Genomic DNA, 26,749 nt, shown 5'->3' with positions numbered 1-26,749 from the left:
CCCCCACAACCGTTTTCCCCCCTCCCAAAATTTTGGGGGCGGGGGGGGGCGCGCGCCGCGCCCCCTTAAAAAAAAATCGCCGCGCCCCCCGGCCCCCCCGCGCCGATCTACCTGAATCCCTGCTGATCCCGAATCGCACCGAGGTGTTCGTTGATGCGGAAGACGATCAGGATGAACTCCGACACGATCCGGGTGAAAACGATCCCGACCAGGATCGAGGCGAGGCTGGACAGCACAACGATGAAACCGCCGAACGGGCTTATCGCCATGGCCGCAAGGCCGGAGAACACCCCCGAAATGCCGAACAGCACCGTGACGGCGATCACCAGCCAGTAGAATGGCTTGATAATCGTCGGCGTGATGAAGCGGTCCCATTGAAACAGGTCGCGAAAATTGAACATAGTGATCTCCCCAGCAATCGGATCGCGGCTTGTGATTGCCGCCAAGTGCGGCCACAATCGGGCCTCTTACCAGCAAATGTCATGACCCTCCTGAGCTTCGAAGACTTTCCCCCCGGTCACTTCGGCAACTTCGGTCCACGCCGCGTCACGCGCGAGGAGATCGTCGCTTTTGCCGCCGAATTCGATCCGCAGCCGATGCATCTGGACGAGCGCGCGGCCGCCGAGTCGATGCTGCAGGGCCTGTCCGCCTCAGGCTGGCATCTGTCGTCGGTGATGTTCCGGATGATGTACGACGGCTTCATCAAGGACACTGCCTCGATGGGCTCGCCGGGGGTCAACGAGATGCGCTGGCTGGCCCCGCTGCGGCCCGGCGACGATCTCACCATCGAGGTCGACGTCGTCGAGGCGCGGGTGTCGAACAGCCGCCCCGAGACCGGCATTGTTACCTTCAAGTGCCACGTCCGCAACGCCAAGGGTCAGATGCTGTGCGAGATGGTCTCGCCAATCATCATCAGGCGCCGCGACGCGGTCGCGGCGAATTAGCAGCACAGCGAGTCAACCGATGCGTTTCTTCGAAGACCTGCATGTCGGGCTGCGCCGCGAGCTCGGCTCCTATGACTTCACCGCCGACAACATCGTGGCTTTTGCCAAGCAGTTCGATCCGCAGCCGTTCCACCTCGACGAGGAAGCCGGCCGCCAGTCGCTGTTCGGCGGGCTCGCAGCATCCGGCTGGCACATTGCCTCGGCTTGCATGCGGTTGCTGGTGCTCGAGCGGCAGAAGGAGGCCGCGGCCGAGGCTGCGCGTGGCGAGACAATCGCGGTCTGGGGCCCTTCGCCGGGCTTTCGTGATCTGCGCTGGCACAAGCCGGTGCTGGCCGGAGACACGATCTCTTATGCTAACGAGATCGTCTCGTTGCGTGCATCTGATTCGCGGCCCGAATGGGGGATCGTTCAAGCCCGCAACATCGGCACTAATCAGCGTGGCGAGCTGGTGTTCTCGTTTCTCGCCACCGCGTTCGTGCCGAGGCGCACAGTCGCAAACTGAGGCCACGGGGCAACAGCCGTTCTGATTTTAACCAATTGTGTCCGTTTTCTGCGCGACAGCCGCGGAACGGCCGTTCTATTAAGGCGTTGTGAACCCTGCACGGGCATTGCTCGACATAGTTGCAGGACGAGGGGACTAGAAGACGATGGCGGACCAGGTTGGACTTAAATGGGTGGGCTTCATCTTCGCCACCATCACTTTGGCCGTCATGATCACCACCGGCATGGTGGTGAAGGGCTACGCCGACGGCGCTTACTCCCTCGACGTGCCGGCCGCGACCGCCTCCAGCGACTGAGCTGTCGAGGCTCCGCGCGCTAAGCGACGCGGCTTTCATTCTTTCTTAACTACTTCGGATCAGCGCGCGATGCGCGGCCACCGCAGGTGGCTGCGGCCGATCCGTCACGTTCGAAGGCGGACAACGAAAAAAGCAGCCATCTCGCGATGGCTGCTTTGATGTCGGCGTGCGAGTCTAACAGCGGCGATCAGCCGTTGCGCAGGTTCTCGGCGCTGCGCTTCCACTGCGCGACGTTGTCCGAGATCATGCGGGTCGACTTCATCGCCTGCTGGCTGAGCTGAGCGTAGCCCGAGATCTCACGCTGCACGCGCTGACCTTCGGCATGCAGCAGGTCGCGCAGGGCTTCGAGTTCGCCGATCAGATTTTCGATCTCGGCCAGCGAGGTGCCGGCGACGCGCTGGATCAGCGAGTTGACGTTCGACACCGTGGCTTCGGCGCTGGCATCGAGTGCAGGCGCGGCGGGGGCAGTGGCGGGCGTCTCGGTCGCCGACGCGCCTGCCGACGGACGGCGCAGATAGGCGATATCGTTACGGACGAAGTCGCGGATACCCGCTTCGACCTCGGAGACCGCGGCGAGGTTTTCGTCGATCTCGGGTGTCTCGGTCTTCTCGGATGGAATGGCATTCATCGGCTGTTCCTTTGCATGAGCGTCGAGCAGCGCGGTGTGTCCCCCGCACGCCAAGGTGAGAAACCATCACTACAGCGCAATTTGACGTTATCGCGGCCAATCTGCGGCGTTGGTCCGATGTTTCGACGAAAATACTAACGATTTGATAAACATGCCAGCCGCGCGTTCGCCGTCATGCGATCCGCGGCAGGCTGATCGGATGACCCATGGCCTGTTCGACGAGATCGAACGTGTCGATCAGGATCCGCATGTTGACGAGCTTGCCGTGCCTGAACTGGGTGAACTGCGCCATCCGCAGGCTGATTGGCTTGTTCGTATCGAGCGCAGTGAGCGAGTAGCGGATCATCGATGCCGAGGTGTCGACGCCGAGCATGATCGCCTCGCGATCGAAGCGGTGGATACGGACGTTGTCGGCGATCTGCCGGCAGACCTCGAGGACTGCGGCTTTGCCCTGACGTGAGCCGAAGAACGGAAACATCTCGATCGGGCCGTACATTGCCCAATCGATCTCCTCGTCGATCATGTCGCTCAGTTCTTGATGGTGGCCTTCGTTCAAAGCGCGATGCAACGCACGCGAGAAACGCCAGAGATTGTGCTCTGTCATGGCAAATTCCGGGTTGTGAAAGGGGGGCGGCAGCGGCGCCAAGGCAACATCTTTGTCGCCGCGCCCTTGGACATTTGCTGCGCTGATACCGGGGCGAATAGATGTATTGCAATCAAAACGCAAATACTTTTGTGCGATGCACAAGAATTCGCACATGCCTCCCGGTCGGGCATTGCGGCCTGAACGCCGTTTTACCGAGGCAGAGCGCAGATTTGCGGCGCCTCAGAGCTGACTGGGTGCCCGCACCTGATGCCAGCTGCCTGCTGTTCGGCGGGCTTCGACGCATACACGTTCGGCAGGAAAGCTGTCTGAGCGACCAGCGGCTTGATACGTCAGCACGAGCCATCTGCAGCCGCAGTTGGCTTGAGCCGCAAACGTTCGATCAGGCTTTCGCTTTGCGCGCCGTCGCCTTGCCGGCATTCGGCTTGCGGGCGGCTGGGGACTTTTTGGCCTTGCTGCGGGCGGGCTTCGCGGCCGGCGCAGCGGCCGAGGTGTTTTCGGCTGCTTTGGCGGCTTTCGCCTGTTCGGCAGCGGCGAGTCCGGCCGCCTTGCGCATCGCGCGGGCGTAAGCGTCAGCCGCGTTCTCGGCAGCGACCAGGAGCCGCTTTGCCGCAACCGAGCCTTGCTCCATCGCGGCCTGGGCGAGCGCCTTGGCGCGGGCCTTGCCGCTCGGGTCCTTCGCCTTGGCGGCGAGGCCGAGATAGTGATCGCGCCGCGCCTTCACCGCGCCGGTGAGTGCCTTGTTCTGCTGCTTCGCGAGCTGCCGGATGATGCCATCCAGATCGGCGTCGGCCATTCCTATTATCCCCCAAGTCGTCCCGAACTCGCCTGACATTCGTCGCGGCGGAATATGCGTGCGGCGGCGCGGAATGGCAATTCGCCACACCGTGTCCAAGGCTTGACTTCACAGCCGGCTCGGACAATCTCGCCGTCAAGCCCGAATAAACAACCCCGATAAATCAGACAACAACAGGGAGAACAAGAAATGGCCGACGCCTATATCATCGACGCCGTCCGCACCCCCCGCGGCATCGGCAAGGTCGGCAAGGGCAAGCTGGCGGAGATGCATCCGCAACATCTCGCCGCCACCGTGCTCAAGGCGATCGCCGAGCGCAACAAGCTCAACACCGCGGAAGTCGATGATATCATTTGGTCGACCTCGACCCAGCGCGGCAAGCAGGGCGGCGACCTCGGCCGCATGGCGGCGCTCGACGCCGGCTACGACATCAAGGCCTCCGGCACCACGCTCGACCGTTTCTGCGGCGGCGGCATCACCGCGGTGAACTTCGCCGCGGCGCAGATCATGAGCGGCATGGAAGACGTGGTGATCGCCGGCGGCACCGAGATGATGTCGTTGACCGGCGCAATGGCGGCTGAAGACATGGCCGCCGGCAAGCCGCCGCTCGGCATGGGCTCGGGCAACGCCCGCCTCGCCAAGGTGCATCCGCAGTCGCATCAGGGCATCTGCGGCGACGCCATCGCCACGATGGAAGGCATCAGCCGCGAGGATCTCGACGCGCTCGGGCTCGAAAGCCAGCGCCGTGCCGCGATCGCCATCAAGGAAGGCCGCTTCGACAAGAGCATCGTCCCGGTCAAGGACGACGACGGCAACGTCGTGCTGGCCAAGGACGAATATCCGCGGCCCGAGACCACGGCCGAAGGCCTCGCCGCGCTGAAGCCGGCCTTCACCGCGATGGCCGACTATCCGCTCGACGACAAGGGCACCACCTATCGCAAGCTGATCAACCAGAAATATCCGGACCTCGATATCAAGCACGTCCACCACGCCGGCAATTCGTCCGGCGTCGTCGACGGCGCCGCGGCGCTGCTGCTGACGTCGAAGCAATATGCCGACAAGCACGGCCTGAAGCCGCGGGCGAAGATCGTCGCAATGGCCAATATCGGCGACGATCCGACGCTGATGCTCAACGCCCCGGTGCCGGCCGCCAAGAAGGTGCTGGAGAAGGCCGGTCTGAAGAAAGAGGACATCGACCTCTGGGAGATCAACGAGGCCTTCGCGGTGGTCGCCGAGAAGTTCATCCGGGACCTCGACCTCGACCGTGAAAAGGTCAACGTCAACGGCGGCTCGATCGCGCTCGGCCATCCCATCGGCGCCACCGGCGCCATCCTGGTCGGCACCGTGCTCGATGAGCTGGAGCGCCGCGGCCTCAAGCGCGGCCTCGTCACGATGTGCGCCGCCGGCGGCATGGCCCCGGCGATCATCATCGAGCGGGTGTGAGCCGAGGGCCGCTCGGGATCTCGTAGGATGGGTTGAGCGCAGCGAAACCCATCGCCCCGCGACCAGAGCTGAAGTGATCGAAGGGCGGCGCCACAAGCGCCGCCCTTTTTGCCGTCCACGACCTCTCCACCGTCATGGCCGGGCTTGTCCCGGCCATCCACGTCTTCCTTGACTTCGTAGTGACCCATCCTTCCGTCATTGCGAGCGAAGCAATCCAGCCCAGCGTACGGAACTGGATTGCTTCGTCGCTTCGCTCCTCGCAATGACGGAGCAGCCGTGCAGGCGGTGTAGGATGGGTTGAGCGCAAGCGAAACCCATCACTCCCGCGCCCGAGGCCTGATGGGTTTCGCTGCGCTCAACCCATCCTACAAATTCCGATCGTCCCTATATGACGATCATGCCCAGCAAATCCTCCCTCATCATCGCCCGTCCCAAACGCCCGCCGCCGGTGTTGATCTGCGGCAAATGTCTGTCGAAGATCGACAGCGGCAAGAAGCTGAAGCAGGCGCTGAAAGCTGAGCTGAAGCAGGTCGCCGCCGCCCGTAGTGGCAAGCGAGCCAAGTTGGTCACCACCGGCTGCTTGGGCATATGCCCCAAGCGCGCGGTTGTCACCGCCAGCGCGGCGACGCTGAGGCGAGGGGAGTATGTGCTTGTAGAGACTCGGGACGATGCAGACGAGGCGGTGGCTGTATTGACGCGCACGAACGAAGAGTAGGATGCTTCCGCGCGATCCTACCTCTTCTTCCACCCACCCCTTCTCCCCGGCGCACCACCCGTCGACCTTGGCCCAAATTCCGGCCCGGACTCACGTGATGACGTCGGCTGAAAAATCTTGCTCTCCGTCCCCGGGCCCATCTCGTCCAGCGTCGGTTTGCGCGGTCTGGCGCGCTGCACCTTCTTGAATTCGTGGTAGCCGGCGATACCCATTTCATCGAGATCGGGCTTGTGCACCTTGCTGCGCGGGGTGTTGTTGCCGCCGCGTTCGGTCGAGAGTTTCGGCATGTTGGCGGACGCGCCGTATTTCTTGTCGCCCTTGTAGCTACCCGCCTTCGCCGCGACGCCGCGCTGCTTCACGGTCGGATCGTCGATCACCGCGAGCTCGGTGGCGCGCAGGCGTTTGACTTCGTCGCGCAGCCGCGCAGCTTCCTCGAAGTTCAGGTCGGCGGCGGCCTCGCGCATCCGGGTTTCGAGATCGGCCAGCACCGCCTCGAAATTGTGGCCGATCGCGGCGGCGTCGTCGGTGAAGCCGGAGCCCTTGCCGTCGCCGATCTCGACCAGCACGTGGTCGCGCTCGTAGACGCTGTTGAGGATGTCGCCGATCGACTTCTTGACGCTCTCCGGCGTGATGCCGTGGGCCTCGTTGTACTCGACCTGCTTCTCGCGACGACGCGAGGTCTCGTCCATCGCGCGCTGCATCGAGCCGGTGACGTGATCGGCGTAGAGGATGACCTTGCCGTCGACGTTACGTGCGGCGCGGCCGATGGTCTGGATCAGCGAGGTCTCGCTGCGCAAAAAACCTTCCTTGTCGGCGTCGAGGATCGCGACCAGCGCACACTCGGGAATGTCGAGGCCTTCGCGCAGCAGGTTGATGCCGACCAGCGCGTCGAAGGCGCCGAGCCGCAGGTCGCGGATGATCTCGATGCGCTCGATGGTGTCGATGTCCGAATGCATGTAGCGCACGCGGATGCCCTGCTCGTGCAGGAACTCGGTGAGGTCCTCGGCCATGCGCTTGGTCAGCACGGTGATCAGCGTGCGATAGCCGCGCGCCGCCGTGGCGCGGACCTCGCCGACGAGATCGTCCACCTGAGTACGGGCGGGACGGATGTCGACCGGAGGATCGATCAGTCCGGTCGGGCGAATGACCTGCTCGACGAACACGCCGCCGGATTCGTTCAGCTCCCACGCCGCCGGCGTCGCCGACACTGCGACCGTCGGCGGGCGCATCATGTCCCACTCTTCGAAGCGCAGCGGCCGGTTGTCCATGCAGGACGGCAGGCGGAAGCCGTATTCGGCCAGCGTCGCCTTGCGGCGGAAGTCGCCTTTGAACATCGCGCCGATCTGCGGGATCGAGACGTGGCTCTCATCGGCGAACACCAGCGCGTTGTCGGGCACGTATTCGAACAGCGTCGGCGGCGGCTCGCCAGGGCGGCGGCCGGTCAAGTAGCGTGAGTAGTTCTCGATGCCGGCGCAGCTGCCGGTCGCTTCCATCATCTCGATGTCGAAGGTGGTGCGCTGCTCGAGCCGCTGCGCTTCGAGCAGGCGGCCCTGCGCGTGCAACTGATCGAGCCGCCACTTCAACTCGGTCTTGATCGAGGAGATCGCCTGGATCAGCGTCGGCCGCGGCGTCACGTAGTGCGAATTGGCGTAGATCTTGACGAATTCCAGCTCGTCCTGCTTGTGGCCGGTCAGCGGGTCGAATTCCTCGATCGCCTCGATCTCGTCGCCGAACGTCTTGATCCGCCAGGCGCGATCCTCGTAGTGCGCCGGGAAGATGTCGATGACGTCGCCGCGCACCCGGAAGGTGCCGCGCGAGAAATCCGCCTGGGTCCGCTTGTATTGCAGCGCGACCAGGTCGGCGATCAGCTGGCGCTGGTCGATGCGCTCGCCGCGCTTCACCGCGAAGGTCATCGCCGTATAGGTCTCGACCGAGCCGATACCGTAGATGCACGACACCGACGCCACGATGATGACGTCGTCGCGCTCGAGCAGTGCGCGGGTCGCGGCGTGGCGCATCCGGTCGATCTGCTCGTTGATCGACGAATCCTTCTCGATATAGGTGTCGGTGCGCGGAACGTAGGCTTCCGGCTGGTAGTAGTCGTAGTACGACACGAAGTATTCGACGGCGTTGTCGGGAAAGAAGTTCTTGAACTCGCCGTAGAGCTGCGCCGCCAGCGTCTTGTTGGGCGCCAGGATGATCGCCGGGCGCTGAGTCGCCTCGATCACCTTGGCCATGGTGTAGGTCTTGCCCGAGCCGGTGACGCCGAGCAGCACCTGGGTGCGATCGTTGCGCGCGACGCCTTCGACCAGTTCCTTGATCGCGGTCGGCTGGTCGCCCTTCGGCTCATAGTCCGACTTGATGACGAAGCGGACGCCGCCTTCGGACTTCTCGGGCCGCGGCGGGCGGTGCGGCACCCACAGCTTGACGTTGCCGTCGTCGCCCTTGAATTCCGGGCGGCCCTCGCGGATCAGATTCTCCAGCGCATCTGCGGTGGCCTTGACGCCGAGCGCTTCCATTTTGCTGCGCGGCGGCCGCGCCAGCGCCTCGGCGTCGTCCTCTTCGGTCGGCAAGCCGAGCTGTCGCGCCAGTTCGGGGTCGAGCGTCGGAATGGTAGCCGCGGTGCCGTAGTTCGGCTTGGCCTGGCCGGGCTCGAACGCGGCTTGCGGCGCTTCCTCGAGCTCGCCCCGGCTGGCGCCGGCGGGCTGAGGAAAGGGCTGCAGCGGAGTCGGCCGCGGCATGCCGCCATCGTTTGGGAAGGATTTCGGCGTCGACGCCCGGCCGCGATGCACCGCGGCTTCGCCACCGGTGCGACGGTCGCGCGAATTGTCGGGCGGCGGCCGCAGGCCGGTCCCGGAGCCGAGCCCGGCCTCGCCGCGGTTCAGCGCCGGATTGAGCAATTCGGCCAGCGCCGGGCCGATCGGCTTGACGTCCGGCCGATGCGCTTTGGATTTCGGCGCGCGCGGGGTCTTCGCGGCCGGCTTTTTCGGGGTGTCGGGTGTTTTCGCCATCGCCCAGGAATATGGGCAGAGTCGATCAGCGATGAAAGAGCGGGTCGGGCTGAAGATGAAATCTCAGCAGTGGAAATTCCTGCTGCGCGGCGGCCGGTGCGGCGAACATCCTTTCGAATTTGGCCGCCGCACTTCCCTCCACCGAACGGAACTCTAAGCTGCGGACTCCTGTCTGCTACGCCACGAGGCTTACATGAATTGCCGATCCGCCTGCTTGGCTGTCCTTGCGCTGCTCGCGCCCTATGCCGCCACCGCTCAACCCAACGACGCCGAGCCAGCGACGCGGGCGGCCAACGAGACGGTCGCCCGTTCGCTGCCGCTGGCGGACCGCGCCGATTTCGAGGACGCGCAGCGCGGGTTGATCGCGCCGCTGCCGGGCGGTGTGATTGCCGGCGCGGCCGGCGCGCCGCCGGCGTGGAACCTGAAGCTCTACGACTTCCTCAAGGGCGATGCGGCGCCGCCGACGGTCAATCCCAGCCTGTGGCGGCAGGCGCAGCTCAATCTCGCCAATGGATTGTTCAAGGTCGCAGACCGCGTCTATCAGGTCCGCGGGCTGGACATCGCCAACATCACCATCGTCGAAGGCGACACCGGCCTGATCCTGACCGACACCACGCTGAGCGTGCCGACCGCGCAGGCGGCGCTGGAGCTGTACTACCTGCACCGGCCGAAGAAGCCGGTGGTGGCGCTGATCTACACCCACAGCCATATCGATCATTTCGGCGGCGCGCGCGGGCTGATCAGCGATGCGGATGCGGCCAGCGGCAAGGTCAAGGTGATCGCGCCGTCCGGCTTCATGGAGCATGCAGTCGCCGAGAACGTGATCGCCGGCAACGCGATGAGCCGGCGCGCGCAGTTCCAGTTCGGCGCGCCGCTGCCGGTCGGCGCGCGCGGCCAGGTCGATGCCGGGCTCGGCAAGGCGCTCGCGCTCGGCGCAGTGTCGCTGATCCCGCCGAACGACACCATCCAGCAGAGCTACGAGACCCGCAGCATCGACGGCGTCGAGATCGAATTCCATCTGGTGCCGGGCTCCGAGGCACCATCCGAGATGATCTCGTATTATCCGCAGTTCAAAGTCCTGAACATGGCGGAGGACACCACCCACACGCTGCACAACCTCTACACGCTGCGCGGCGCTGCGGTGCGCGACGGGCGGCTGTGGTCGAAATACATCGGCGAGGCGCTCGATCGCTACGGCGACCGCACCGATGTGGTGATCGCCCAGCATAACTGGCCGGTGTGGGGCCGCGACCGGGTCGCCGGCTATCTCAGGAAGCAACGCGACGTCTACAAGTTCATCCACGACCAGAGCGTGCGGCTGATGAACTACGGTCTGACGCCCACCGAAATTGCCGAAAGATTGACGCTGCCGGCGTCGCTGGCGAACGAGTTCGCCGCACGTGGGTACTATGGCTCCGTGAGCCACAACGCCAAGGCGGTGTATCAATTCTATCTCGGCTGGTACGACGCCAACCCGGCCGATCTCAACCCGCTGCCGCGCGTCGAGCAGGCCAGGAAGGAGATCGACTACATGGGCGGCGCCGACGCCGTGTTGGCGCGCGCCCGCGAGGATTACAAGGCCGGGCAGTATCGCTGGGTCGCCAGCGTCGCAAGCAAGCTGGTGTTCGCCGATCCGGCCAACAAGGCCGCCCGCGCGCTCGGCGCCGACGCGCTGGAGCAACTCGGCTACCAGGCCGAAGCCTCGACCTGGCGCAACGCCTATCTGCTCGGCGCGCAGGAGCTACGCAGCGGCCTGACCGCGACGGCTCTGACGACGGCCAACCCGGACTTGCTGAAGGCGGTGTCGGTCGATCTCGCGTTCGACTTCCTGGCGGTCCGGCTCAATCCGGCCAAGGCCGAGGGCAAGCGCATCGTCGTGAACTGGACTTTCAGCGACACCAAAGAGACATACACGATGACTTTGGAGAACTCGGCGCTGTCGCACATCGCCGGCAAGCTAGCCAGCGACGCCGACGTCAGCGTCACGCTGAGCCGGCCGACGTTCGACGCCATCTCGCTGAAGCAGCGCAGCTTCCTCGGCGCCATCGCGACCGGCGACCTGTGGGTCACCGGCAATCCGCTGAAGCTGCGCGAGCTGTTCGGCATGTTCGACGAGTTCTCGCCGAACTTCGAAGTCATCGAGCCGGTGAAGGCCAAGGTGGAGTAGGGCACTGGCCCACCCCGTCATTTTGGGGCGCGCGCAGCGCGAACCCGAAATCTCGCAGTTGTGGAAATGCCGACGTCGCAGAACAGCTCTGGATTCCGGGTTCGCGCAGCTGCGCTGCGCGCCCCGGAATGACCTGATTGAGGCAGGGAGGGCAGGCCGACCTCGACGCGCGGAGGCTACCCAAACTCTAGCCCGAAGCCGCCAAAGAAAGCCTTGGCGTGCTATGCAATCTAAGGTTGCATAAATGGAGATATTCGCGTAATTTCTTTTGGCTCACGCAGGGGGCGACTATGAAGGTGCTGCTGTTCGCGCCGCCGATCATGGACGACATCTTCGCCGACAAGCCGGCGCCGATCGCGATGGACGCGGTTCGCGAGTGTCCGCCTTACGGCATCTATTTGCTGCAGGCGGTCTTGCGGGAGGCCGGCCACGACGCACGCGTCGCCGACCTGATCGCCGACGGGACGGATTGCATCGATGCCTATGCGGCCGATCTTGCCGATTGCGGATTGGTCGGGATCGGTGCCAGTTCGATGTCGTGGCCGACCGCGGTCCGCGTGCTGCGCCAGGTCCGCCGCGCCCGCCCCGATGCCCGCGTCGTGCTCGGCGGCATTCATCCGACCATGTTCGACTACTACATTCTCAATACCTTCCATGTGGACTACATCATCCGTGGTGAGGGCGAGGTGGCGCTGTGCGAATTGTGCGCGGCGCTGGAGCGCGGCAGCGGGCTCGACGGTGTGCCCAACCTGTCGTGGCGCGACCAAAGCGGCGAGGTGGTCCGTAACCCGATTCCAGCCAAGCTCGGCAAAAATCAGCTCGGACGCTTCCCGCTGCCGGATTTCAGCCAACTGCCGGACCAGGTCTATAAAGGCCTGTCGATCGAATCCTCGCGCGGTTGCGCGTTCGACTGCTCGTTCTGCTCGACGTCGTATCGCAAGTCGTGGCGCGGTATGCCGGCCGAGGTATTCGTCGAGCGGCTCGCTGCGATGATGCCGCAGGCGGCGCGCACCTCGCTGGGCATGATCCACATCATCGACGACGAGTTCTCGCTCAATCCCAAGCGCACCATCGAAATCAGCAAGCTGATCCGCCGCCGCGGCCTGAACCCGTCTTTGATCTTCGATTCCCGCGCGCCGGATCTGCTTTACGATGGGCTTGTGCCGTCGATCGCCGAGTTCACCGGTCAATTCCTGGTCGGTGCGGAATGCGGTTACGATGAAGGCCTCGAGAAGATCGGCAAGGGCACGACCACCAAAATCCTTGAAGACGCCGCGGCGATGTTGCAGGCCCACGGCCTCGCCAGCAAGGCCGACTTCTCCTTCGTGGTCGGCCTGCCGTGGGAAGGCGTCGCTGAGGTGCGCAGGACCTGCGCATTCGCCGGCCATCTGTTCGTCAAATATGGTGTCCGCGTGTTGCTGCAGTGGTACTGCCAGATCCCGGGATCGCGGCTATGGGAGGCGGATCGCCGGGCCGGCAAGGTCAGCGAGGCGATGTACAATGACTTCGGCTTCTTCCGAGACTTGTACTTGTTCCGCTCCGGTGTGCAGCTGACGCCTGACGAGATCCTGGGCGTGTCGACCATGGTGGCGGCGCTGCAGAACGTGGCGCGAGTTCGCTCGCCCGACCGTCCGATGGTGGAATACGGCCATCCCGAGCCGATCGCCTTGTACTATCCGGACGAGGTGCGTGGCCGTCGGCCCGATGGACTTGCCAGTCTGCGTGAGGTGTCGATGCCGGAGGGCATCGACACTGCCACCAAATTCCCCCGTCCTAACCGGCTTGAGGTTTCGATGGAGCGACCGCTTCGCCACATCGATGCGTGAAGAGCGTCGGGCCCGTCCCGACTTTTCCAGCGATGGCGTCCGCGAAGCGGAGGCGGCGCCTCAGGAGGACGACATGACCTCAGTAAGCACAGAGAAAGACCAGCAATTCGCCAGCCTGATCGGGCGCATCTTCACCGACGAGAAGTTCGCCGCGCAGCTCGAAAGCGACCCGCAGCAGGCGCTCACCGATGCCGGCATCAGGCTCGACGCTCACCAGAGCGCCGCGCTGAAACGGCCGGCCGCCGCGGTCAATCCGGTGGCCCTGGCTGCCGATCTCGCCAGCGATCCGCAGCGCGCAGTGTCGGCGATCGTGAAGCCGGTGGTCAGCGTCCTGACCAAGGGCACCAAGCCGGCGGTCAACGTCGTCGTCAGCAGCGCGGTGGTGGCGACCGCGCCTCAGGCGGACGACCGCTGACCACACCCGACCCCGAAGCGGCGACGTCGCCGGAGGCGCCGCCGCCGCTATGGTCCGTCGTCAGCCTGGCGGCGCTGGTGGCGCTGGCCATCGGGCCGCCCGCTGCCGCAGTCTGGTTCGGTGCGTCGTGGCTGTCGCTTGGCGCCGGCGCGGCCGTGTGGGCCGTCTCGGTGGCGGTGAAATTCGCGCTGGCGCGGGCGTCGGGGCCGCCGCTCGCCGCGCTCGAGCCGCTCGCCGCAGCGGTCATCGACGGCGCTGTCTCTGCAGCGTGCGAACTCGGCGCTGCGGCGATCGCGCTGGCCCTGCTGGCACCACTGCCGCTGGTCGACGCTGTCGGCTTCGGTGTCGGTGCCGGCAGCGGCGAAGTCGTCTATATCCTGGCGCTTTCGCTGTCAGGGCCGACGCCCCCCGACGACGTCGTCGCGGCATGGCTGCGCGGGGCGAGGCGCTCCTTTTGCGTGCGCTATGCGGTGCCGATCGAGCGGCTGTCGGCGGTTGTCGGCCATGTCGGTGCACGCGGCCTCGTCTATCTGGCGATCGACGGCAGCCATTTGGCGCTGTGGGCGTTGCCGGCGGTGGCGCTGTTCGGAGTGATCGACGGCATCGCCGTGTACGGCGCACGGCGCAACTGGCCGTGGCACGAGCCGACCGTCTGCCGCCGCGCCCAGGGCGCTTTCGCGGCGCTGGCCGCGGCTGAGCTTCTCCTGTTCATGATCGCAGCCAGCAATTGACGGGCGCGACGCGCTCTGCGAATTTCATGCAAACGCATCTTTCCCCGATGCGCGTGCCGGTCCTTCCTCCGGTGCGATCGAGCCGGAGACCTTGCATGATCGACCTGTATTACTGGACCACGCCGAACGGCCACAAGATCACGATGTTTCTCGAAGAGGCCGGGCTTCCCTACAAGATCATTCCGGTGAACATCGGCGCCGGCGATCAGTTCAAGCCGGACTTCCTGGCGATCGCGCCGAACAACCGGATGCCGGCGATCGTCGACCACGACCCGGCCGGGGACAAGCCGCTGTCGGTGTTCGAGTCCGGCGCGATCCTGCTGTATCTGGCCGACAAGACCGGCCGCTTTCTGCCGAAGGACCTGTATGGCCGCAACGACGCGCTGCAATGGCTGTTCTGGCAAATGGGCGGGCTCGGCCCGATGGCCGGGCAGAACCATCACTTCAACAACTACGCGCCCGAGAAAATTCCCTACGCGATCAGCCGCTATGTCAATGAGACCAACCGGCTCTACGGCGTGCTGAACAAGCGCCTCGCCGACCGCGAATTTATTGCCGGTGAATATTCGATCGCCGACATGGCGAGCTATCCGTGGATCGTGCCGTACAAGAACCAGAGCCAGAACATCGACGACTTCCCGCACGTCAAACGCTGGATGGAGACGATCGCGGCGCGACCGGCAACCGAGCGCGCCTATGCCCGCGCCAAGGAGGTCAATCCGAATTTCGGCCAGCCGACAATCCGCACCGAGGAAGAGAAGAAGCTGCTGTTCGGCCAAACCGCCTCGGTGGTGAAGTAAGCCCACGCAGCCGTCATCCCGGCGCGCGCGCAGCGCGAACCCGGAATCTCGATGCGTTCTGCGACCAGCCTTTGCCACAACTTCGAGATTCCGGATTCGCTCGCAAGAGCAAACGCGCCGGAATGACGGGGGTGTGGAGGGGTGAGGGCTTGACCGATGCTGTCGTCTTCTGAGACGTCGCACCGTGCACAATCATAAAGACGATTCAACGCAGGGAAACGCCATGACTTTGAAGCTGTTTGATCTCGTCGGCACCGATCCGGCGCGGCCATTCTCGCCGTTCTGCTGGCGAACCCGAATGGCGCTGGCCCATAAAGGGCTCGAGGTGGAGTTGATCCCGTGGCGGTTCACCGACAAAGGCGCGTTGATGCCGTACGGCTCCGAGAAGGTGCCGGTGCTGCTCGACGGCGATAAAACCGTTGCCGACTCCTGGACCATCGCGCTGTATCTCGAAGACACCTATCCGGACCGGCCGTCGCTGTTCGACGGCGCAGGTGGCCGGGCGATGGCGCGGATGCTGAACGCCTGGGGCGATGTCGTGGTGATCGGCGGCATCTTCCCGATGATCGTCGCCGACATTCCGCCTCATCTCGGCCCGGACGACGCCGCGTATTTCCGCAAGACCCGCGGGGCGCGATTCGACAAATTGCTGGAAGAGGTCACGGCCGGTCGCGACAAGGCGGTGATCGGCTTCCGCAAAGCCCTCGACCCGATGCGCCTGACGCTGAAGACGCAGCCGTTCCTCGGCGGCGATCGGGCGAACTACGCCGATTATATTGTGTTTGGCGGATTTCAGTGGGCGCGGGCCGTGAGTTCCTTCGCGCTACTTGAGACCTCGGACCCGATCTACGCCTGGCGCGACAAGTTGCTGGATGCGTTCGGCGGCCTGGCGCGCAACTCGGGCGGCTATCCGGTTTGAGCCGGCGATCGATCTTCGATGCGCGCGCCAATGTGAGGTGAGCGCCGAATCCCGGCGTGGAACGATCGATCATGGCTGAGGTTGCCGCTGACATCAGCAGGACATCAGACATGATCGATAAACTCTCCCGCAGGGACGTGGTCGGCGGCGCAGGCGCCGGCGTGCTCGGCGTTGCCGCCACCGCCGCTCCCGCTTTCGCCAAAGACGCTCCGACGACTGGCGCCGCGTCCACCGCCGCACCGTTCGAGGATCCCACCAGCAAGTATCCGAAGCCGCCGTTCGAGCGGCAGACTCAGCCGTGGCCGGGTCTGGCCTCGAAGATGAACCCGCCGCCGGATCACGGCGAGAAGAGCTACAAAGGTTCGGGTCGTCTAGCCGGCCGCAAGGCCCTGATCACCGGCGGGGACAGCGGCATGGGCCGCGCCGCCGCGATCGCGTTCGCGCGCGAGGGTGCCGACGTCGCCATCAACTATCTGCCGGCCGAAGAGGAGGACGCCAGGCAGGTCATCGACCTGATCAAGGCGGAAGGCCGCAAGGGCCTTGCCATCCCCGGCGACCTCAAGGACGAGAATTTCTGCAAGCAGTTGGTGCAGCAGGCGGTCGATGGCCTCGGCGGACTCGACATCGTCGTCAACAATGCGGCCCGGCAGCAGACCCGCGCTTCGATCATGGACGTCACGACCGAAGACTTCGACGCCACGATGAAGACCAACGTCTACGCGCCGTTCTGGATCATCAAGGCGGCGCTGCCGCATCTCAAGCCAGGATCCTCCATCATCGGCACGTCGTCGGAGCAGGCGACCGATCCGTCGCCGGAGCTGTACGACTACGCCCAGACCAAAGCGGCAACCACCAACTACGTGCGCTCGCTCGCCAAGCAGCTCGGCCCGAAGGGCATCCGGGTCAACGCGGTCGCGCCTGGTCCGATCTGGACGCCGCTGCAGGTGTCTGGCGGCGCGACGATGGAGAAGCTGGAGAAATTCGGCGGCGCCACGCCGCTGGGGCGGCCCGGCCAGCCGGCCGAGCTCGGCTCGATCTACGTCCAGCTCGCCGCCAACGACGCCAGCTTCTCGACCGGTCAGGTCTATGGCGCAATGGGCGGCGGCGGGCTGCCGTAGCGCCGAGCCGTCATTCCGGGGCGCGCGGCGAAGCTGCGCGAACCCGGAATCCCGATGTGATGGAAAAGAAGCAGCCGCCGAGATTCCGGGTTCGCCCGCAAGAGCGGGCGCCCCGGAATGACTCGCGGAGGGGGCGGTCAAATCGCTGCGCTTAAATTACGTTGCTGCTCATAAAGCTCCGCTTATCAAGTCGCCTTTCGAATATCCTTCCGCCCGTCGCGTTTCGTCAGCCGCCGTGCGTCACCTTCACCGCGGCGCGGTCGATCGTCCCCGTCGCGGTGGTCGGCAGCTTTTCCACGAACACCAAATGCTTCGGCTTCTTGTAGCGCGCGATCAGGCCGGCGACGAAGTCGGCGAGCGCCTCGGCCTCGACGCTCTGTCCGGCCTTCAGCACGCACACCGCCTTGATCGCCTCGCTCCATTGCGGATCGGGTACGCCGATCACCACCGCCTCGGCGATCGCCGGATGCTGCTTCAGTGCGCCTTCGACCTCGGCCGGATAGACGTTCTCGCCGCCGGTCTTGATCAGCTCTTTTTCCGGCGCGCGGCCGGCATAGAACAGGTAGCCATCTTCGTCGAACCGGCCCATGTCGCCGGTGTGGTGCCAGCCGCCCCGAGAGGCGTGGGCGGTGGCGGCCTCGTTATTCCAATAACCCTTGAACACGGTCGGCCCGCGCAGCACGATTTCGCCGACTTGGCCGGGAGGCAGCGGCTTGTCGTCGGCGTCAACCAGCGCCACGGTCCGCCAAAATAACGGTCTTCCCGCCGAGCCGGGCCGGTCGCGATACGGCGCGAAGGTCGACAGCCCCGACGTTTCGGACTGGCCGAACGTCGCCCAGAATGTCGCCTGCGGGCAAAGCTGCTCGAACCGCTCGATCGTCGCCGGCGTGTCCAGCCCGGTGACGGCGCGCAGACTGGTCAGCTGCTCCGGCGTCGCCTGATCGAGGATGTTGCCGAGCATCGGGGCGAACTCCGCCAGCACTGTCACCCGTTCGGCGGCGATGTCGCGCGCCGCCTGCGCCGGATCGAACTTGGCGGAAATCACGCTGGCGCCGCCGGCCTGCTGCAGCGTCAGCATCAGGCCAAGGCCGGTGACGTGAAACAGCGGCAGCATGCCGAGGTTGACGTCGCGCTCCGTCAGGCGCCACGCCTCGACCAGCGAACTTTGCGCGATCAGCAGATTGCCCTGTGAGATCAAGGCGCCACGCGGCCGTCCGCCGACCGCAGCGGTGTGGATGATGACGAAGCCGTCGGCGGCCGCGACCTCGGACGGCATGAAAGCCTCGTCGGCTGACAACTCCGCGAATGCTGCAAACGGAGCCGGATCGGCGCCGATCGCGTAGACGCGCCGAACGCTTGGCAGCGACGGCTGCAGCCCGGCCACGAGATCGCGATAGTCGCTGCCGGCGATCAGCATCGCCGGCGCGCCGTCGCTCAGCACGAAGGCGATCTCCTCGGAGCCGAGCCGATAGTTCACCGGCAGCAGAATGGCGCCGATCAGCCCGGCGGCGCCGATCAGCTCCACCATCTCCGGACAATTCTGCGACAGGATTGCAACGCGGTCGCCCCGCTCGACGCCATCGCGCCGAAGCCCCGCCGCCAGCCGCTCGATCCGCTGCAGATAGCCGCGGTGGGTGAGGCGGACGCCACCGTCGAATACGAAGGCCGTGCGGTTCGGATATAGCGCTGCGTTGCGGCGATAGACATCGCCCAGGGTGAAGTCGTGGAGCGCCATGCTTTTCCCCCTTTGGAGCGTCGGTCCAGTGGCTGGCCGGCTTCCTTCTATGCGCGCCATGCGTTGGCGGCGCTCGTCGCCTTGTAGCGAAATTTGGCTGTTAGGGGACACCTGAAAGTTGGTTGGTCCGACGCGCTCACTCCAATCCTGATCAGATTACCGCATAGACGGCCCCGTCCGCCGTGGCAGCCGGCCAGCGGCGCAATTTTCGTCGCGGGCTCAGCCGCGCGTCTTCCGATCGCCCGCGCCGACGCCCATGTGTCGGACGGCTGCTGTTGAATGTCCTTCGGATGAGGAACATCGTCAGCTTGACCGAGTTGGACGCTCACAACTTCTGGAGGAACCAATGGCGCACGATGCTCGAACTTTGGACGAGATCCGACGCGAAACGGAAAGCGCCCGAGCCGGTTTGACGCAGACCGTCGGCGAGCTGAAGGCGACCGTGGCAGACACCGCCAGCGACCTGCGCGAGCGCTACTCGCCGCAGGCGATCAAGGACGACGTCACCAGCTACATCAAGACCCGCGGCGAGGAGCTGGCCGATAAGGTCAACGACACTATTCGGCACAATCCGGTGCAGGCGGTCGCGGTGGGCGCCACGCTGGCTTACCCGCTGTGGAAGATCGTCCGCGCTATTCCTACCCCGGTGTTGATGGTCGGCGCCGGTCTGTATCTGGCCGGCTCGAAATCCGGTCAGCAGCTGACCCAGCGTGCCTCGGCGGCAGCCGCCGATCTGGCCGGCGAGGTCGAGCGCCGTGCCCGCACCTTCAGTGCCGATATGGCCGACTCCGCCGTCGCGGCGCGAGACTACGCGTCCGGCGCCATTCAGGCGGCCGGCGATGCAGCCAGCACCAAGGCCGACGAATTCCGCCGCGCCGCCGCTTCCACCGCCGCGGAGTTGCGCCACAAGGGTGAAGACCTCAGCCGCTCGGTCTCGTCGCAAACCGACCAGCTCGGCCGCACTGCTGCCGCGGCGGGTGAGGCGTTTGCGGGCGAAGTCGATCACGCCGCCAACCAGGGTGCCGGCCTCGCCGATGCGGTGACGGGCGCGATCCGGGAGACGGCGGCTTCGGTCCGCGACAAGGCGGCGTCCGTCGGCGAAACCGCCGCTGAAGCTGCGGCGCGGCTGCGTCACAAAGTCAGCGACACCGCCGATGCCAGCCTGCAGGCGGCAGCGCGGGTACGCGATCAGGCGACCGATTTCGGCCAGCGTGCCAGCCGCAACGTTACCCAGACGGTCAGCAACAACCCGTTGCTGGTGGCCGGGATCGGCCTCGTGGTCGGCGGCCTGATCGCCAGCGCGATCCCGCGGCTGCGCGCCGAGAAGCAGGTGTTCGGCGCAGCCGGTCGCAAGTTGCGCGAGCAGGCCGAGGACACGATCAATCAGGGCCTCGAGACGGTGAAGCAGAAGGGCCGCGACGTCTATCAAAGCGCGGTCGGTGCCGCCGAACAGGAGGGGCTTACTCCGGACAAGTTAGGTGATCAGGTCCGGGATATCGGCGAACGCGCCCGCAAGGTCGCCGACGCCGCGGTTTCGACCTTCGAGTCGCCTTCGCAGAACAAACATTGAGATAGGACGGAGATCAGGGATGGCTGAGCAATTCGAGAAGATGGGACAGAACGACAAGCCCGGCAACGGCGCCGGTGTGCGGGCCACGCAACCGCTGAAGGCAGTCAAGAAGGACGCCGAGGCCACCGTCAACGAGGCGGTGGATCAGGCTTCCGAAAAGGGGCGTGATCTGAAGGAGCGTGTTGTCGGGCTGGCCGAGGAGTCGGTCGGCGCAGCGCGAGCCCAAGCCGAGGGTCTGGCCGGCGCGGCGCGTGAGTTCGCCTCCGAAGCGACTGAAGCGCTGAAGAGCCGCGCCGACGAGCAGCGTGCGGCCGGCGCCGATTACATCGGCGGGGTCGCCGAGGCGATCCGCCGGGCGTCGCGCGAGTTCGACAACGACCTGCCGATCGCCGGCGTGTATCTGCGCAAGGCGGCATCCAAGGTCGAGGAGATCTCCGACACCGTCCAGCAGGGCGATATCTCGACGCTGGTGCGCGGCGTGCAGGATTTCGCTCGGCGGCAACCGACCGCGTTTCTCGGCATCGCCGTGCTGGCCGGATTCGGCGCGGTCCGCTTTCTGAAGAGCTCGGGCGGCGCGCGTCAGCAAACCGCAGCGGCGCCGCGGTTCAATAACGACGAACGGAGCTGAGGATGACGGCGACGTCTCCGGGACCCGGCCATCGGTCGATCCCTGAATTGGTCGGCGATGCGTTCAACCAGTTCTCGAAGCTGATCAGCAACGAGTTCGATCTGGCGCGGGCCGAAATGTCCGACAAAGTCAGTCAGATCGGACGCGCCGCTGCCATGATGGGCGCGGGGGCAGTGATCCTGATCCCCGGCTTAGTGGTTCTGCTGCTCGCGCTTGCGGCTCTGCTGGTCGAAAACGGCATGGCGTCGTCGCTGGCCTATCTGATCACCGGCGGCGGCACCGTGATCGTTGCGGGCGTGCTGATGTGGATCGGCGTCAGCCGACTGTCGCCCGAGACTCTCAAGCCGAACATGACGATTGATCAGCTGCAGCGCGACAAGATCGCCGCCAAGGAGATGGTGAAGTGAGTAACGAGAGCAAGGCGATGCCTTTCATTCACGAACTTGGCGACGCGATGCGTCGCAACCCGGTGTCGACCGCGTTGATCGGCATGGGCGTGTTGTGGCTGTTCACCGGCGGCAGGCCCGGCGAGCGCATCTCGCGGCTGGCGCAGAGCGCCGGACTCGACCGCGTCCCGGACGTCGCGTCGAATCTGGTCGATACTGGTCGTGCGCGAATGCACGACGTGCAGGACCGGCTCAGCGATAGCCTGGGTGACGTCAGCGCGAGAGCTTCCGGCATGGTCAGCGCGGTGCGTGAAACCGGCACCGCCGCCCTGGACCGCGTCAGCGGTGTTGGCCGCGAAATCCCGGAGCGCAGCACCGAGCTGTTCGGCGTTGCGCGGGCCCAAGTCAGCGAGCTGTTCGAAGAGCAGCCGCTGCTGCTCGGCGCACTCGGCCTCGCCATCGGCGCCGGCATTGCCGCCTCACTGCCTGCGACCACGGTGGAGGCCGATTTGTTCGGCGAAACCAGCGATGATTTCAAGAGCCAGGCGCGTGAGTTCGTCAGCCACGCCAATGAACGTGTCAGCGCCGCGGCGCGCGATGCCGTCAGCGCCGCGACCGAAGAAGCGCGCCGTCAAGGCTTGACGCCGGAAGGCGTGATGAAGGCGGTCGGCGAGGTTGGCGACAAAGCCAAGCGCGTAGCGTCCGCCGCCGAGGAAAACCTCAGATTGGAGTAAGCATGGACGACGACAAGAAGCCCGACGATCGTCCCGGCGACGCGATGAAAAGCGGCACGCGCGAGCCCTGGAAGAAGCCCGACCAGAGCTCGCAGACGACCGAGGATGCTCCCTCCAAGCCTGATTTGGAGCGCTGGCAGGACAGCAATACGCATTAGGCAGATCGAATTAGTTCTGATGGCCGGGGCTCGTCCCGGCCATTTTCGTTGCTACCGGCTGATATGCGCTGATCGGATTTGGCAAGATCTTCCAGCCTCTCCGCCGTCATGGCCGGGCTTGTCCCGGCCATCCACGCCTTTGCTGCATTTCTTTCAGCAAGGCGTGGATGCCCGGCACAAGGCCGGGCATGACGCGCGGATAGCAAAGTGCCTAATTCTATAGGCCGCATTTTCGAGCCAGGCTCTCAGGATGACGCCGAGGTTTGCGGCTGTGTCCGAATCTCAAACGCACAGTGCCGTATCTCAACTATCTCTTCGACTCGCCCCCGTCGCGATGGCGGCGGCGGCGGTGCGGTTTTCGACGCCGAGCTTGGCGTAGATCTGTTCGAGATGCTTGTCGACGGTGCGCGGGCTGAGGCCGAGGATCTGCGCGATGTCGCGGTTGGTTTTGCCTTTGCTGAGCCACGCCAGCACTTCGCTCTCGCGGCTGGTCAGGCCGAACTCGGCGGCGAACTCCTTGGGCGACTCGACCGAACTCTCGCGCGCCAGCCGCAACAGGAATTCGTCTGGGCCGAGCTTGCCCATGTATTGCAGCCGCAGTTCGTCGTTGCGGAGGAGCGATGCCTTGATAGGAGCTTTGGCTTGTGCGAGCCCGCTGTGCACCTGCTCGAGCCAATCCAGCCACGGTTTCGGCAGATCCAACCTGACGCCGTCTTCCGATGCGTCGCCGGCGGCGAGCAGCTTCTGCGCCTGCGGCGTCGCCCACAGCACCTTGCCGACGCGGTCGACCGCGAGCAGAAACCGCCCTGAGACGTCCAGCGCGGCGCGGGCGCTCTGGCTGACGCGGGCATTGCCGAGATGCACACGGATTCGCGCCAGCATCTCGGCGATCACGATCGGCTTGGTGACGTAGTCGACGCCGCCGGCTTCGAGGCCGCGCACGATGTGCTCGCTCTCGGTCAGCCCGGTCATGAAGATCACCGGCACGTCGGACAGCACCGGATTGCGTTTCAGCCGGCGGCAGGTTTCGAAGCCGTCGAGCCCCGGCATCACCGCGTCCAGCAGGATGATGTCCGGCGTGATCTGCTCGACGATGCGCATCGCCGCGGCGCCGTCGAGCGCCACCATCACGGTCATGCCGGCGCCGTCGAGCGCGTCGGTCAGCATCCGCAACGTCTCCGGCGAGTCGTCGACGACCAGAACGATATCGCGCTTCTTCAGATCATTGGCCATGACGATACAGCGTGTTCAAGGTCTTCATGTACTGGTCGAGGTCGAACTGCTCGACCAGCATGCGGATCTGCGAAACAAACAACGCCGACTCCGGATAGTCGGTGTCGATCTGATCGAGCTTTGACTCGATGCCGCGGATGTATCCGATCTTGCCGAGCTCGATCAATTCCTCGACGTGTTGCATCGGAGGCGTCAGAACCTCGCCTTGCGCTTCCCGCGTCTCAGGCACGTCGCCCTTGTAGATCCAGTCGAGCTTGAGCAACTGACCGATCTGCTCGAGCAGCCGCGGAATGTCGACCGGCTTCATCAGATACCCGTCGTGAAACGGCTGCGCCAGCGGCGCGCCGTGGGCTTCGATGGCGCTCGCCGACACCATCAGGATGCGGGCGTGGTGGTGTCCATTGGTTCGCAGCGTCTCGGCCACGGTCCAGCCGTCCATTCCGGCCATCGAAATATCGAGCAGAAACAGATCGGGCTGGCAATGCTCGGCGAGGCTGACGCAAGTGAAGCCGTCCGGCGCGCTGAGTACGATGAAGCCGAGGGGCGCGAGCAGCTCCTGCAGCAGATTGCGCTGCGCCGGGTCGTCGTCGGTGATCAGGATGGTCTTGCGTGGGCCGTGATAACCGAGGATCGGTGCCCGGATCGCGCGGGTGCGGGTGGGGTTGGTGACTTCCGACAGCAGCAGCTTGACCCGGAAGGTCGAGCCCTGGCCGAGCGTGCTGGTGACGCTGAGATCGCCGCCCATCACGCCGGCGAGCAGCTTGCTGATGGTCAGGCCGAGGCCCGTCCCGGTGTGCGGCTGCGACACGCCGAGGGCGCCGCGTTCGAACGGCGCGAAGATCCGCTCGAGATCGTCAGCATGAATCCCGGGGCCGGTGTCGCGTACTTCGAGCTCTGCCACCGGGTTCCGATAGTGCACGATGAACTGTACGCTGCCAGTTTGCGTGAACTTGATGGCGTTGGACAGCAGGTTGATCAGCACCTGGCGCAGCCGCTTCTCGTCCGCGTAGACGACCGGCGGCAGATATTGCGGGCGCTTGAAGACGAACTCGACGTCCTTGGCGGCGGCCTGCAGCCGGAACATGCCGACCAGCTGATCGAGGAATTCGCCGAACCGCACCTCGTCGCGCGACAGATACAGCCGGCCGGCCTCGATCTTGGAAATATCCAGCAGGCCGTCGATCAGCCCCGACAAATGATCGGCGCTGCGCCGCATCAGCCGGATCTGGTCGCGCGGCCGCGGCGGCAGCGTGCTGTCCTGTTCGAGCAGCTGGGCATAGCCGCTGATGGCGTTGAGCGGCGAGCGCAGCTCGTGGCTGAGGCCGACGACGTAGCGGCTCTTGGCCAGGTTGGCGGATTCGGCGACTTCCTTGGCGCGCTGCAACTCGGCGTCGGTCTGGCGATGCGCGTCGATCTCCTGCATCAGCAGCGCGGTCTGCCGCCGCGTCTCGGCCTCGGCGGCCTGCCGGCTTTGCCGCGCCAGCACGAACAGCCAGGTCACCACGCCGACGATGATGACGAGCGCCGAGAACAGCTTCCACAAAATTTCGGACAGCAGAATATGCTGCGCCTGGGTCGCCGGCGCGGCCTGCAGATAGATCATCAGCAAGGCGATGCCGACCAGCCCGACCGACACGGTGAAGACCAGCAGATAGTGCCCGGCCTGCGAATTCACCAGCGCCTGGACGCGCTGCGGCAGCACCTTGCCGAGCGCGTCGGTGAATTGCGCGTCGAACCGCGCGTGCGGTTTGCACAGATCGTGGCAGCGGGCGTCGAGCGAGCAGCACAGCGAGCAGATCGGCCCCGCATAGGCCGGACAATGCGCCATGTCCTCTGGCTCGAAGGCGTGCTCGCAGATGCAGCACTTGATCGCCGGCAGGTTCTGCCAGCTCCGCTTCGGCTTGCGCGCGATGTAGTAGCGGCCGCGGGTGAGCAGCGCGATCGCCGGCGCAGCGATGAAAGCCGCCAGCAGCGCCACGAACGGCGACAGCGCCTTGGCGGTCGGGCCGAACACGCCGTAGAACGCGGTGATCGACATCACCGTGGCGATCGCCATCGAGCCGACGCCGACCGGGTTGATGTCGTAAAGATGCGCGCGCTTGAATTCCATCTGCCGCGGCCGCAACCCGAGCGGGCGGTTGATGACGAGGTCGGCGACCAGCGCGCCGACCCAGGCGATCGCGACGTTGGAGTACAGCGCCAGCGTGTGCTCCAGCGCCTTGTAGACGCCGATCTCCATCAGCAGCAGCGCCACCAGCACGTTGAACACCAGCCAGACGACGCGGCCGGGGTGGCTGTGGGTGAGCCGCGAGAAGAAGTTCGACCAGGCGATCGAGCCCGCATAGGCGTTGGTGACGTTGATCTTGATCTGCGACAGCATCACGAACGCGCCGGTCAGCGCCAGCGCCAGCTCCGGTTGCGCCAGCACGTAGCGAAACGCCTCGCGATACATATGGGACGGCTCGGCGGCGTCCTCGACATTGACGCCGTGGCTCAGCGCGAAATACGCCAGGAAGGATCCGGCAATCAGCTTCAGCGCACCCGGGATGATCCAGCCTGGACCGGCGCTGATCATCGCGGCCCACCACGCGGTTTTCGAGGTGCGGCGGTCGCGCGGCAGAAAGCGCAGGAAGTCGACCTGCTCGCCGATCTGCGCCACCAGCGCGAACACCACCGAGGCGGCGGTGCCGAACAGGAGGAGATCGAGGTGGCCGTTTGGATTGCCGTGGGCGCCAGCGAAGCTGGTCCAGCCGACGAAGGATTCCGGGCTCTTGATCGCAATCGCCGCGAACGGAAGGATGTGCAGCAGGATCCAGAACGGCTGGCTCCACAGCTGAAACCGGCTGATCAGCGTGATGCCGTGCGTCACCAGCGGAATGATCACCACCGCGCTGAACAGATAGCCGAGCGCCAGCGGCAGGCCGAAGCACATCTCCAGCGCCTTGGCCAGGATAACAGCCTCGATGGCGAAGAAGATGAACGTAAAAGAGGCATAGATCAGCGATGTGATGGTCGAGCCGATATAGCCGAATCCGGCGCCGCGCGTCAGCAAGTCTATATCGACGCCACATCTGGCTGCATGATAGGCAATCGGCAGGCCGCAGCAGAAGATGATCACGCTGACCACCATGATGGCCGCGACGGCGTTGGTGACGCCGTAGTTCAGCGTGATGGTGCCGCCGATCGCCTCCAGCGCCAGAAACGAAATCGCGCCAAGCGCGGTGTTGGCGACGCGAAGCGCGGACCAGCGCCGCGCGCTCTTGGCGGTGAAGCGGAGCGCGTAGTCCTCGAGGGTCTGATTAGCGACCCACTGATTGTACTGGCGCCGAACGCGGTCGATGCGCTGCCGCCCCGCCAAGTTTGTTCTCCCTCTGCCACGCTTCCTGCGTGT

General features: G+C 65.2%; 25 protein-coding genes. 17 read left to right on the top strand and 8 right to left on the bottom strand.

Going from position 1 to position 26,749, the window contains the following annotated elements; translation table 11 throughout:
• Positions 1-107: 107 nt before the first annotated feature.
• Entirely contained in the window at positions 108-401 is a 294-nt protein-coding gene (locus tag D4Q52_RS23225; protein ID WP_119858951.1) for a DUF4282 domain-containing protein, read from the bottom strand.
• An 81-nt stretch (positions 402-482) separates the two neighbouring features.
• Here D4Q52_RS23225 and D4Q52_RS23220 point away from each other — a divergent pair, with 81 nt between their 5' ends.
• The 3 genes from D4Q52_RS23220 (at position 483) to D4Q52_RS26595 (ending at position 1,741) form a co-directional block, all read left to right on the top strand.
• Complete coding sequence (locus tag D4Q52_RS23220; RefSeq protein ID WP_119858950.1) at positions 483-944, top strand: MaoC family dehydratase; 462 nt, start codon at positions 483-485, stop codon at positions 942-944.
• A gap of 19 nt (positions 945-963) precedes the next feature.
• A complete protein-coding gene (locus D4Q52_RS23215) occupies positions 964-1,446 on the top strand; it encodes a MaoC family dehydratase (RefSeq protein WP_119858949.1) in 483 nt (160 codons plus the stop codon).
• A gap of 145 nt (positions 1,447-1,591) precedes the next feature.
• On the top strand, positions 1,592-1,741 hold the full coding sequence (locus D4Q52_RS26595; RefSeq protein WP_182915419.1) for a hypothetical protein: 150 nt from the start codon (positions 1,592-1,594) through the stop codon (positions 1,739-1,741).
• Positions 1,742-1,928: 187 nt separating this feature from the next.
• On the opposite strand, the gene D4Q52_RS23210 is transcribed toward D4Q52_RS26595, so the two are convergent.
• From D4Q52_RS23210 to D4Q52_RS23200, 3 genes are all read right to left on the bottom strand, one after another.
• Positions 1,929-2,369: a hypothetical protein gene (locus D4Q52_RS23210; protein WP_119858948.1), complete on the bottom strand. Its 441-nt coding sequence runs from the start codon at positions 2,367-2,369 to the stop codon at positions 1,929-1,931.
• 172 nt (positions 2,370-2,541) lie between these two features.
• Positions 2,542-2,973 carry a nuclear transport factor 2 family protein gene (locus tag D4Q52_RS23205; protein WP_119858955.1) on the bottom strand — a complete coding sequence of 144 codons (432 nt, stop codon included), beginning with the start codon at positions 2,971-2,973 and terminating at the stop codon, positions 2,542-2,544.
• 382 nt (positions 2,974-3,355) lie between these two features.
• Entirely contained in the window at positions 3,356-3,769 is a 414-nt protein-coding gene (locus D4Q52_RS23200; RefSeq protein ID WP_119858947.1) for a hypothetical protein, read from the bottom strand.
• Positions 3,770-3,958: 189 nt separating this feature from the next.
• Here D4Q52_RS23200 and D4Q52_RS23195 point away from each other — a divergent pair, with 189 nt between their 5' ends.
• Positions 3,959-5,212, top strand: a complete 1,254-nt coding sequence (locus tag D4Q52_RS23195) for an acetyl-CoA C-acetyltransferase (RefSeq protein ID WP_119858946.1) — start codon at positions 3,959-3,961, stop codon at positions 5,210-5,212.
• Between the two features lie 388 nt (positions 5,213-5,600).
• Positions 5,601-5,927, top strand: a complete 327-nt coding sequence (locus D4Q52_RS23190) for a (2Fe-2S) ferredoxin domain-containing protein (RefSeq protein ID WP_119858945.1) — start codon at positions 5,601-5,603, stop codon at positions 5,925-5,927.
• 17 nt (positions 5,928-5,944) lie between these two features.
• Here the strand turns inward: D4Q52_RS23190 and uvrB are convergent, their stop codons facing one another.
• Complete coding sequence (gene uvrB / locus D4Q52_RS23185) at positions 5,945-8,938, bottom strand: excinuclease ABC subunit UvrB (protein ID WP_119858944.1); 2,994 nt, start codon at positions 8,936-8,938, stop codon at positions 5,945-5,947.
• Positions 8,939-9,131: 193 nt separating this feature from the next.
• On the opposite strand from uvrB, the gene D4Q52_RS23180 reads away from it, so the two are divergent.
• From D4Q52_RS23180 to D4Q52_RS23150, 7 genes are all read left to right on the top strand, one after another.
• On the top strand, positions 9,132-11,105 hold the full coding sequence (locus D4Q52_RS23180; protein ID WP_119858943.1) for an alkyl/aryl-sulfatase: 1,974 nt from the start codon (positions 9,132-9,134) through the stop codon (positions 11,103-11,105).
• 290 nt (positions 11,106-11,395) lie between these two features.
• Positions 11,396-12,931, top strand: coding sequence for a B12-binding domain-containing radical SAM protein (locus tag D4Q52_RS23175; RefSeq protein ID WP_119858942.1), 1,536 nt, complete (start codon positions 11,396-11,398; stop codon positions 12,929-12,931).
• 73 nt (positions 12,932-13,004) lie between these two features.
• Entirely contained in the window at positions 13,005-13,346 is a 342-nt protein-coding gene (locus D4Q52_RS23170; RefSeq protein ID WP_147407846.1) for an Os1348 family NHLP clan protein, read from the top strand.
• A gap of 77 nt (positions 13,347-13,423) precedes the next feature.
• Positions 13,424-14,077, top strand: coding sequence for a hypothetical protein (locus D4Q52_RS23165; protein WP_119858940.1), 654 nt, complete (start codon positions 13,424-13,426; stop codon positions 14,075-14,077).
• Between the two features lie 95 nt (positions 14,078-14,172).
• On the top strand, positions 14,173-14,877 hold the full coding sequence (locus D4Q52_RS23160) for a glutathione binding-like protein (protein ID WP_119858939.1): 705 nt from the start codon (positions 14,173-14,175) through the stop codon (positions 14,875-14,877).
• A gap of 223 nt (positions 14,878-15,100) precedes the next feature.
• A complete protein-coding gene (locus D4Q52_RS23155; RefSeq protein WP_119858938.1) occupies positions 15,101-15,796 on the top strand; it encodes a glutathione S-transferase family protein in 696 nt (231 codons plus the stop codon).
• A 110-nt stretch (positions 15,797-15,906) separates the two neighbouring features.
• Complete coding sequence (locus D4Q52_RS23150; RefSeq protein WP_119858937.1) at positions 15,907-16,914, top strand: SDR family oxidoreductase; 1,008 nt, start codon at positions 15,907-15,909, stop codon at positions 16,912-16,914.
• Positions 16,915-17,140: 226 nt separating this feature from the next.
• Here the strand turns inward: D4Q52_RS23150 and D4Q52_RS23145 are convergent, their stop codons facing one another.
• Entirely contained in the window at positions 17,141-18,649 is a 1,509-nt protein-coding gene (locus tag D4Q52_RS23145) for an AMP-binding protein (protein WP_119858936.1), read from the bottom strand.
• A 409-nt stretch (positions 18,650-19,058) separates the two neighbouring features.
• Here D4Q52_RS23145 and D4Q52_RS23140 point away from each other — a divergent pair, with 409 nt between their 5' ends.
• Genes D4Q52_RS23140 through D4Q52_RS26590 form a run of 5 tightly spaced genes read left to right on the top strand, consistent with a single transcriptional unit; the run spans position 19,059 to position 22,125 of the window.
• On the top strand, positions 19,059-20,219 hold the full coding sequence (locus tag D4Q52_RS23140) for a hypothetical protein (protein ID WP_234831303.1): 1,161 nt from the start codon (positions 19,059-19,061) through the stop codon (positions 20,217-20,219).
• A 19-nt stretch (positions 20,220-20,238) separates the two neighbouring features.
• A complete protein-coding gene (locus D4Q52_RS23135; protein WP_119858934.1) occupies positions 20,239-20,847 on the top strand; it encodes a hypothetical protein in 609 nt (202 codons plus the stop codon).
• A 2-nt stretch (positions 20,848-20,849) separates the two neighbouring features.
• Positions 20,850-21,254 carry a phage holin family protein gene (locus D4Q52_RS23130; RefSeq protein WP_119858933.1) on the top strand — a complete coding sequence of 135 codons (405 nt, stop codon included), beginning with the start codon at positions 20,850-20,852 and terminating at the stop codon, positions 21,252-21,254.
• Entirely contained in the window at positions 21,251-21,967 is a 717-nt protein-coding gene (locus D4Q52_RS23125) for a hypothetical protein (protein ID WP_234831302.1), read from the top strand. Before D4Q52_RS23130 ends, D4Q52_RS23125 begins: the two co-directional genes overlap by 4 nt.
• A gap of 2 nt (positions 21,968-21,969) precedes the next feature.
• Positions 21,970-22,125, top strand: coding sequence for a hypothetical protein (locus D4Q52_RS26590; RefSeq protein ID WP_182915418.1), 156 nt, complete (start codon positions 21,970-21,972; stop codon positions 22,123-22,125).
• 303 nt (positions 22,126-22,428) lie between these two features.
• Here D4Q52_RS26590 and D4Q52_RS23120 read toward each other — a convergent pair whose 3' ends face one another.
• The gene (locus D4Q52_RS23120; RefSeq protein WP_119858932.1) at positions 22,429-23,358 is read right to left on the bottom strand and encodes a response regulator; all 930 of its coding nucleotides are present in this window, start codon (positions 23,356-23,358) and stop codon (positions 22,429-22,431) included.
• A complete protein-coding gene (locus D4Q52_RS23115) occupies positions 23,348-26,716 on the bottom strand; it encodes a hybrid sensor histidine kinase/response regulator (RefSeq protein ID WP_119858931.1) in 3,369 nt (1,122 codons plus the stop codon). The genes D4Q52_RS23120 and D4Q52_RS23115 overlap by 11 nt, the downstream gene beginning before the upstream one ends.
• Between the last annotated feature and the right edge of the window lie 33 nt (positions 26,717-26,749).

Origin of the sequence: Rhodopseudomonas palustris, from assembly GCF_003591005.1 — a bacterium.
Lineage (GTDB): Bacteria > Pseudomonadota > Alphaproteobacteria > Rhizobiales > Xanthobacteraceae > Rhodopseudomonas > Rhodopseudomonas palustris_K.
Note: the sequence above shows the minus strand (reverse complement) of the source record. Positions and strands in the feature narration are given on the sequence as shown.

Coding starts and splice junctions, on each gene's coding strand:
- D4Q52_RS23225 (WP_119858951.1), bottom strand. CDS start 401: ATGTTCAATTTTCGCGACCTGTTTCAATGGGACCGCTTCATCACGCCG.
- D4Q52_RS23220 (WP_119858950.1), top strand. CDS start 483: ATGACCCTCCTGAGCTTCGAAGACTTTCCCCCCGGTCACTTCGGCAAC.
- D4Q52_RS23215 (WP_119858949.1), top strand. CDS start 964: ATGCGTTTCTTCGAAGACCTGCATGTCGGGCTGCGCCGCGAGCTCGGC.
- D4Q52_RS26595 (WP_182915419.1), top strand. CDS start 1,592: ATGGCGGACCAGGTTGGACTTAAATGGGTGGGCTTCATCTTCGCCACC.
- D4Q52_RS23210 (WP_119858948.1), bottom strand. CDS start 2,369: ATGAATGCCATTCCATCCGAGAAGACCGAGACACCCGAGATCGACGAA.
- D4Q52_RS23205 (WP_119858955.1), bottom strand. CDS start 2,973: ATGACAGAGCACAATCTCTGGCGTTTCTCGCGTGCGTTGCATCGCGCT.
- D4Q52_RS23200 (WP_119858947.1), bottom strand. CDS start 3,769: ATGGCCGACGCCGATCTGGATGGCATCATCCGGCAGCTCGCGAAGCAG.
- D4Q52_RS23195 (WP_119858946.1), top strand. CDS start 3,959: ATGGCCGACGCCTATATCATCGACGCCGTCCGCACCCCCCGCGGCATC.
- D4Q52_RS23190 (WP_119858945.1), top strand. CDS start 5,601: ATGACGATCATGCCCAGCAAATCCTCCCTCATCATCGCCCGTCCCAAA.
- uvrB (WP_119858944.1), bottom strand. CDS start 8,938: ATGGCGAAAACACCCGACACCCCGAAAAAGCCGGCCGCGAAGACCCCG.
- D4Q52_RS23180 (WP_119858943.1), top strand. CDS start 9,132: ATGAATTGCCGATCCGCCTGCTTGGCTGTCCTTGCGCTGCTCGCGCCC.
- D4Q52_RS23175 (WP_119858942.1), top strand. CDS start 11,396: ATGAAGGTGCTGCTGTTCGCGCCGCCGATCATGGACGACATCTTCGCC.
- D4Q52_RS23170 (WP_147407846.1), top strand. CDS start 13,005: ATGACCTCAGTAAGCACAGAGAAAGACCAGCAATTCGCCAGCCTGATC.
- D4Q52_RS23160 (WP_119858939.1), top strand. CDS start 14,173: ATGATCGACCTGTATTACTGGACCACGCCGAACGGCCACAAGATCACG.
- D4Q52_RS23155 (WP_119858938.1), top strand. CDS start 15,101: ATGACTTTGAAGCTGTTTGATCTCGTCGGCACCGATCCGGCGCGGCCA.
- D4Q52_RS23150 (WP_119858937.1), top strand. CDS start 15,907: ATGATCGATAAACTCTCCCGCAGGGACGTGGTCGGCGGCGCAGGCGCC.
- D4Q52_RS23145 (WP_119858936.1), bottom strand. CDS start 18,649: ATGGCGCTCCACGACTTCACCCTGGGCGATGTCTATCGCCGCAACGCA.
- D4Q52_RS23135 (WP_119858934.1), top strand. CDS start 20,239: ATGGCTGAGCAATTCGAGAAGATGGGACAGAACGACAAGCCCGGCAAC.
- D4Q52_RS23130 (WP_119858933.1), top strand. CDS start 20,850: ATGACGGCGACGTCTCCGGGACCCGGCCATCGGTCGATCCCTGAATTG.
- D4Q52_RS26590 (WP_182915418.1), top strand. CDS start 21,970: ATGGACGACGACAAGAAGCCCGACGATCGTCCCGGCGACGCGATGAAA.
- D4Q52_RS23120 (WP_119858932.1), bottom strand. CDS start 23,358: ATGGCCAATGATCTGAAGAAGCGCGATATCGTTCTGGTCGTCGACGAC.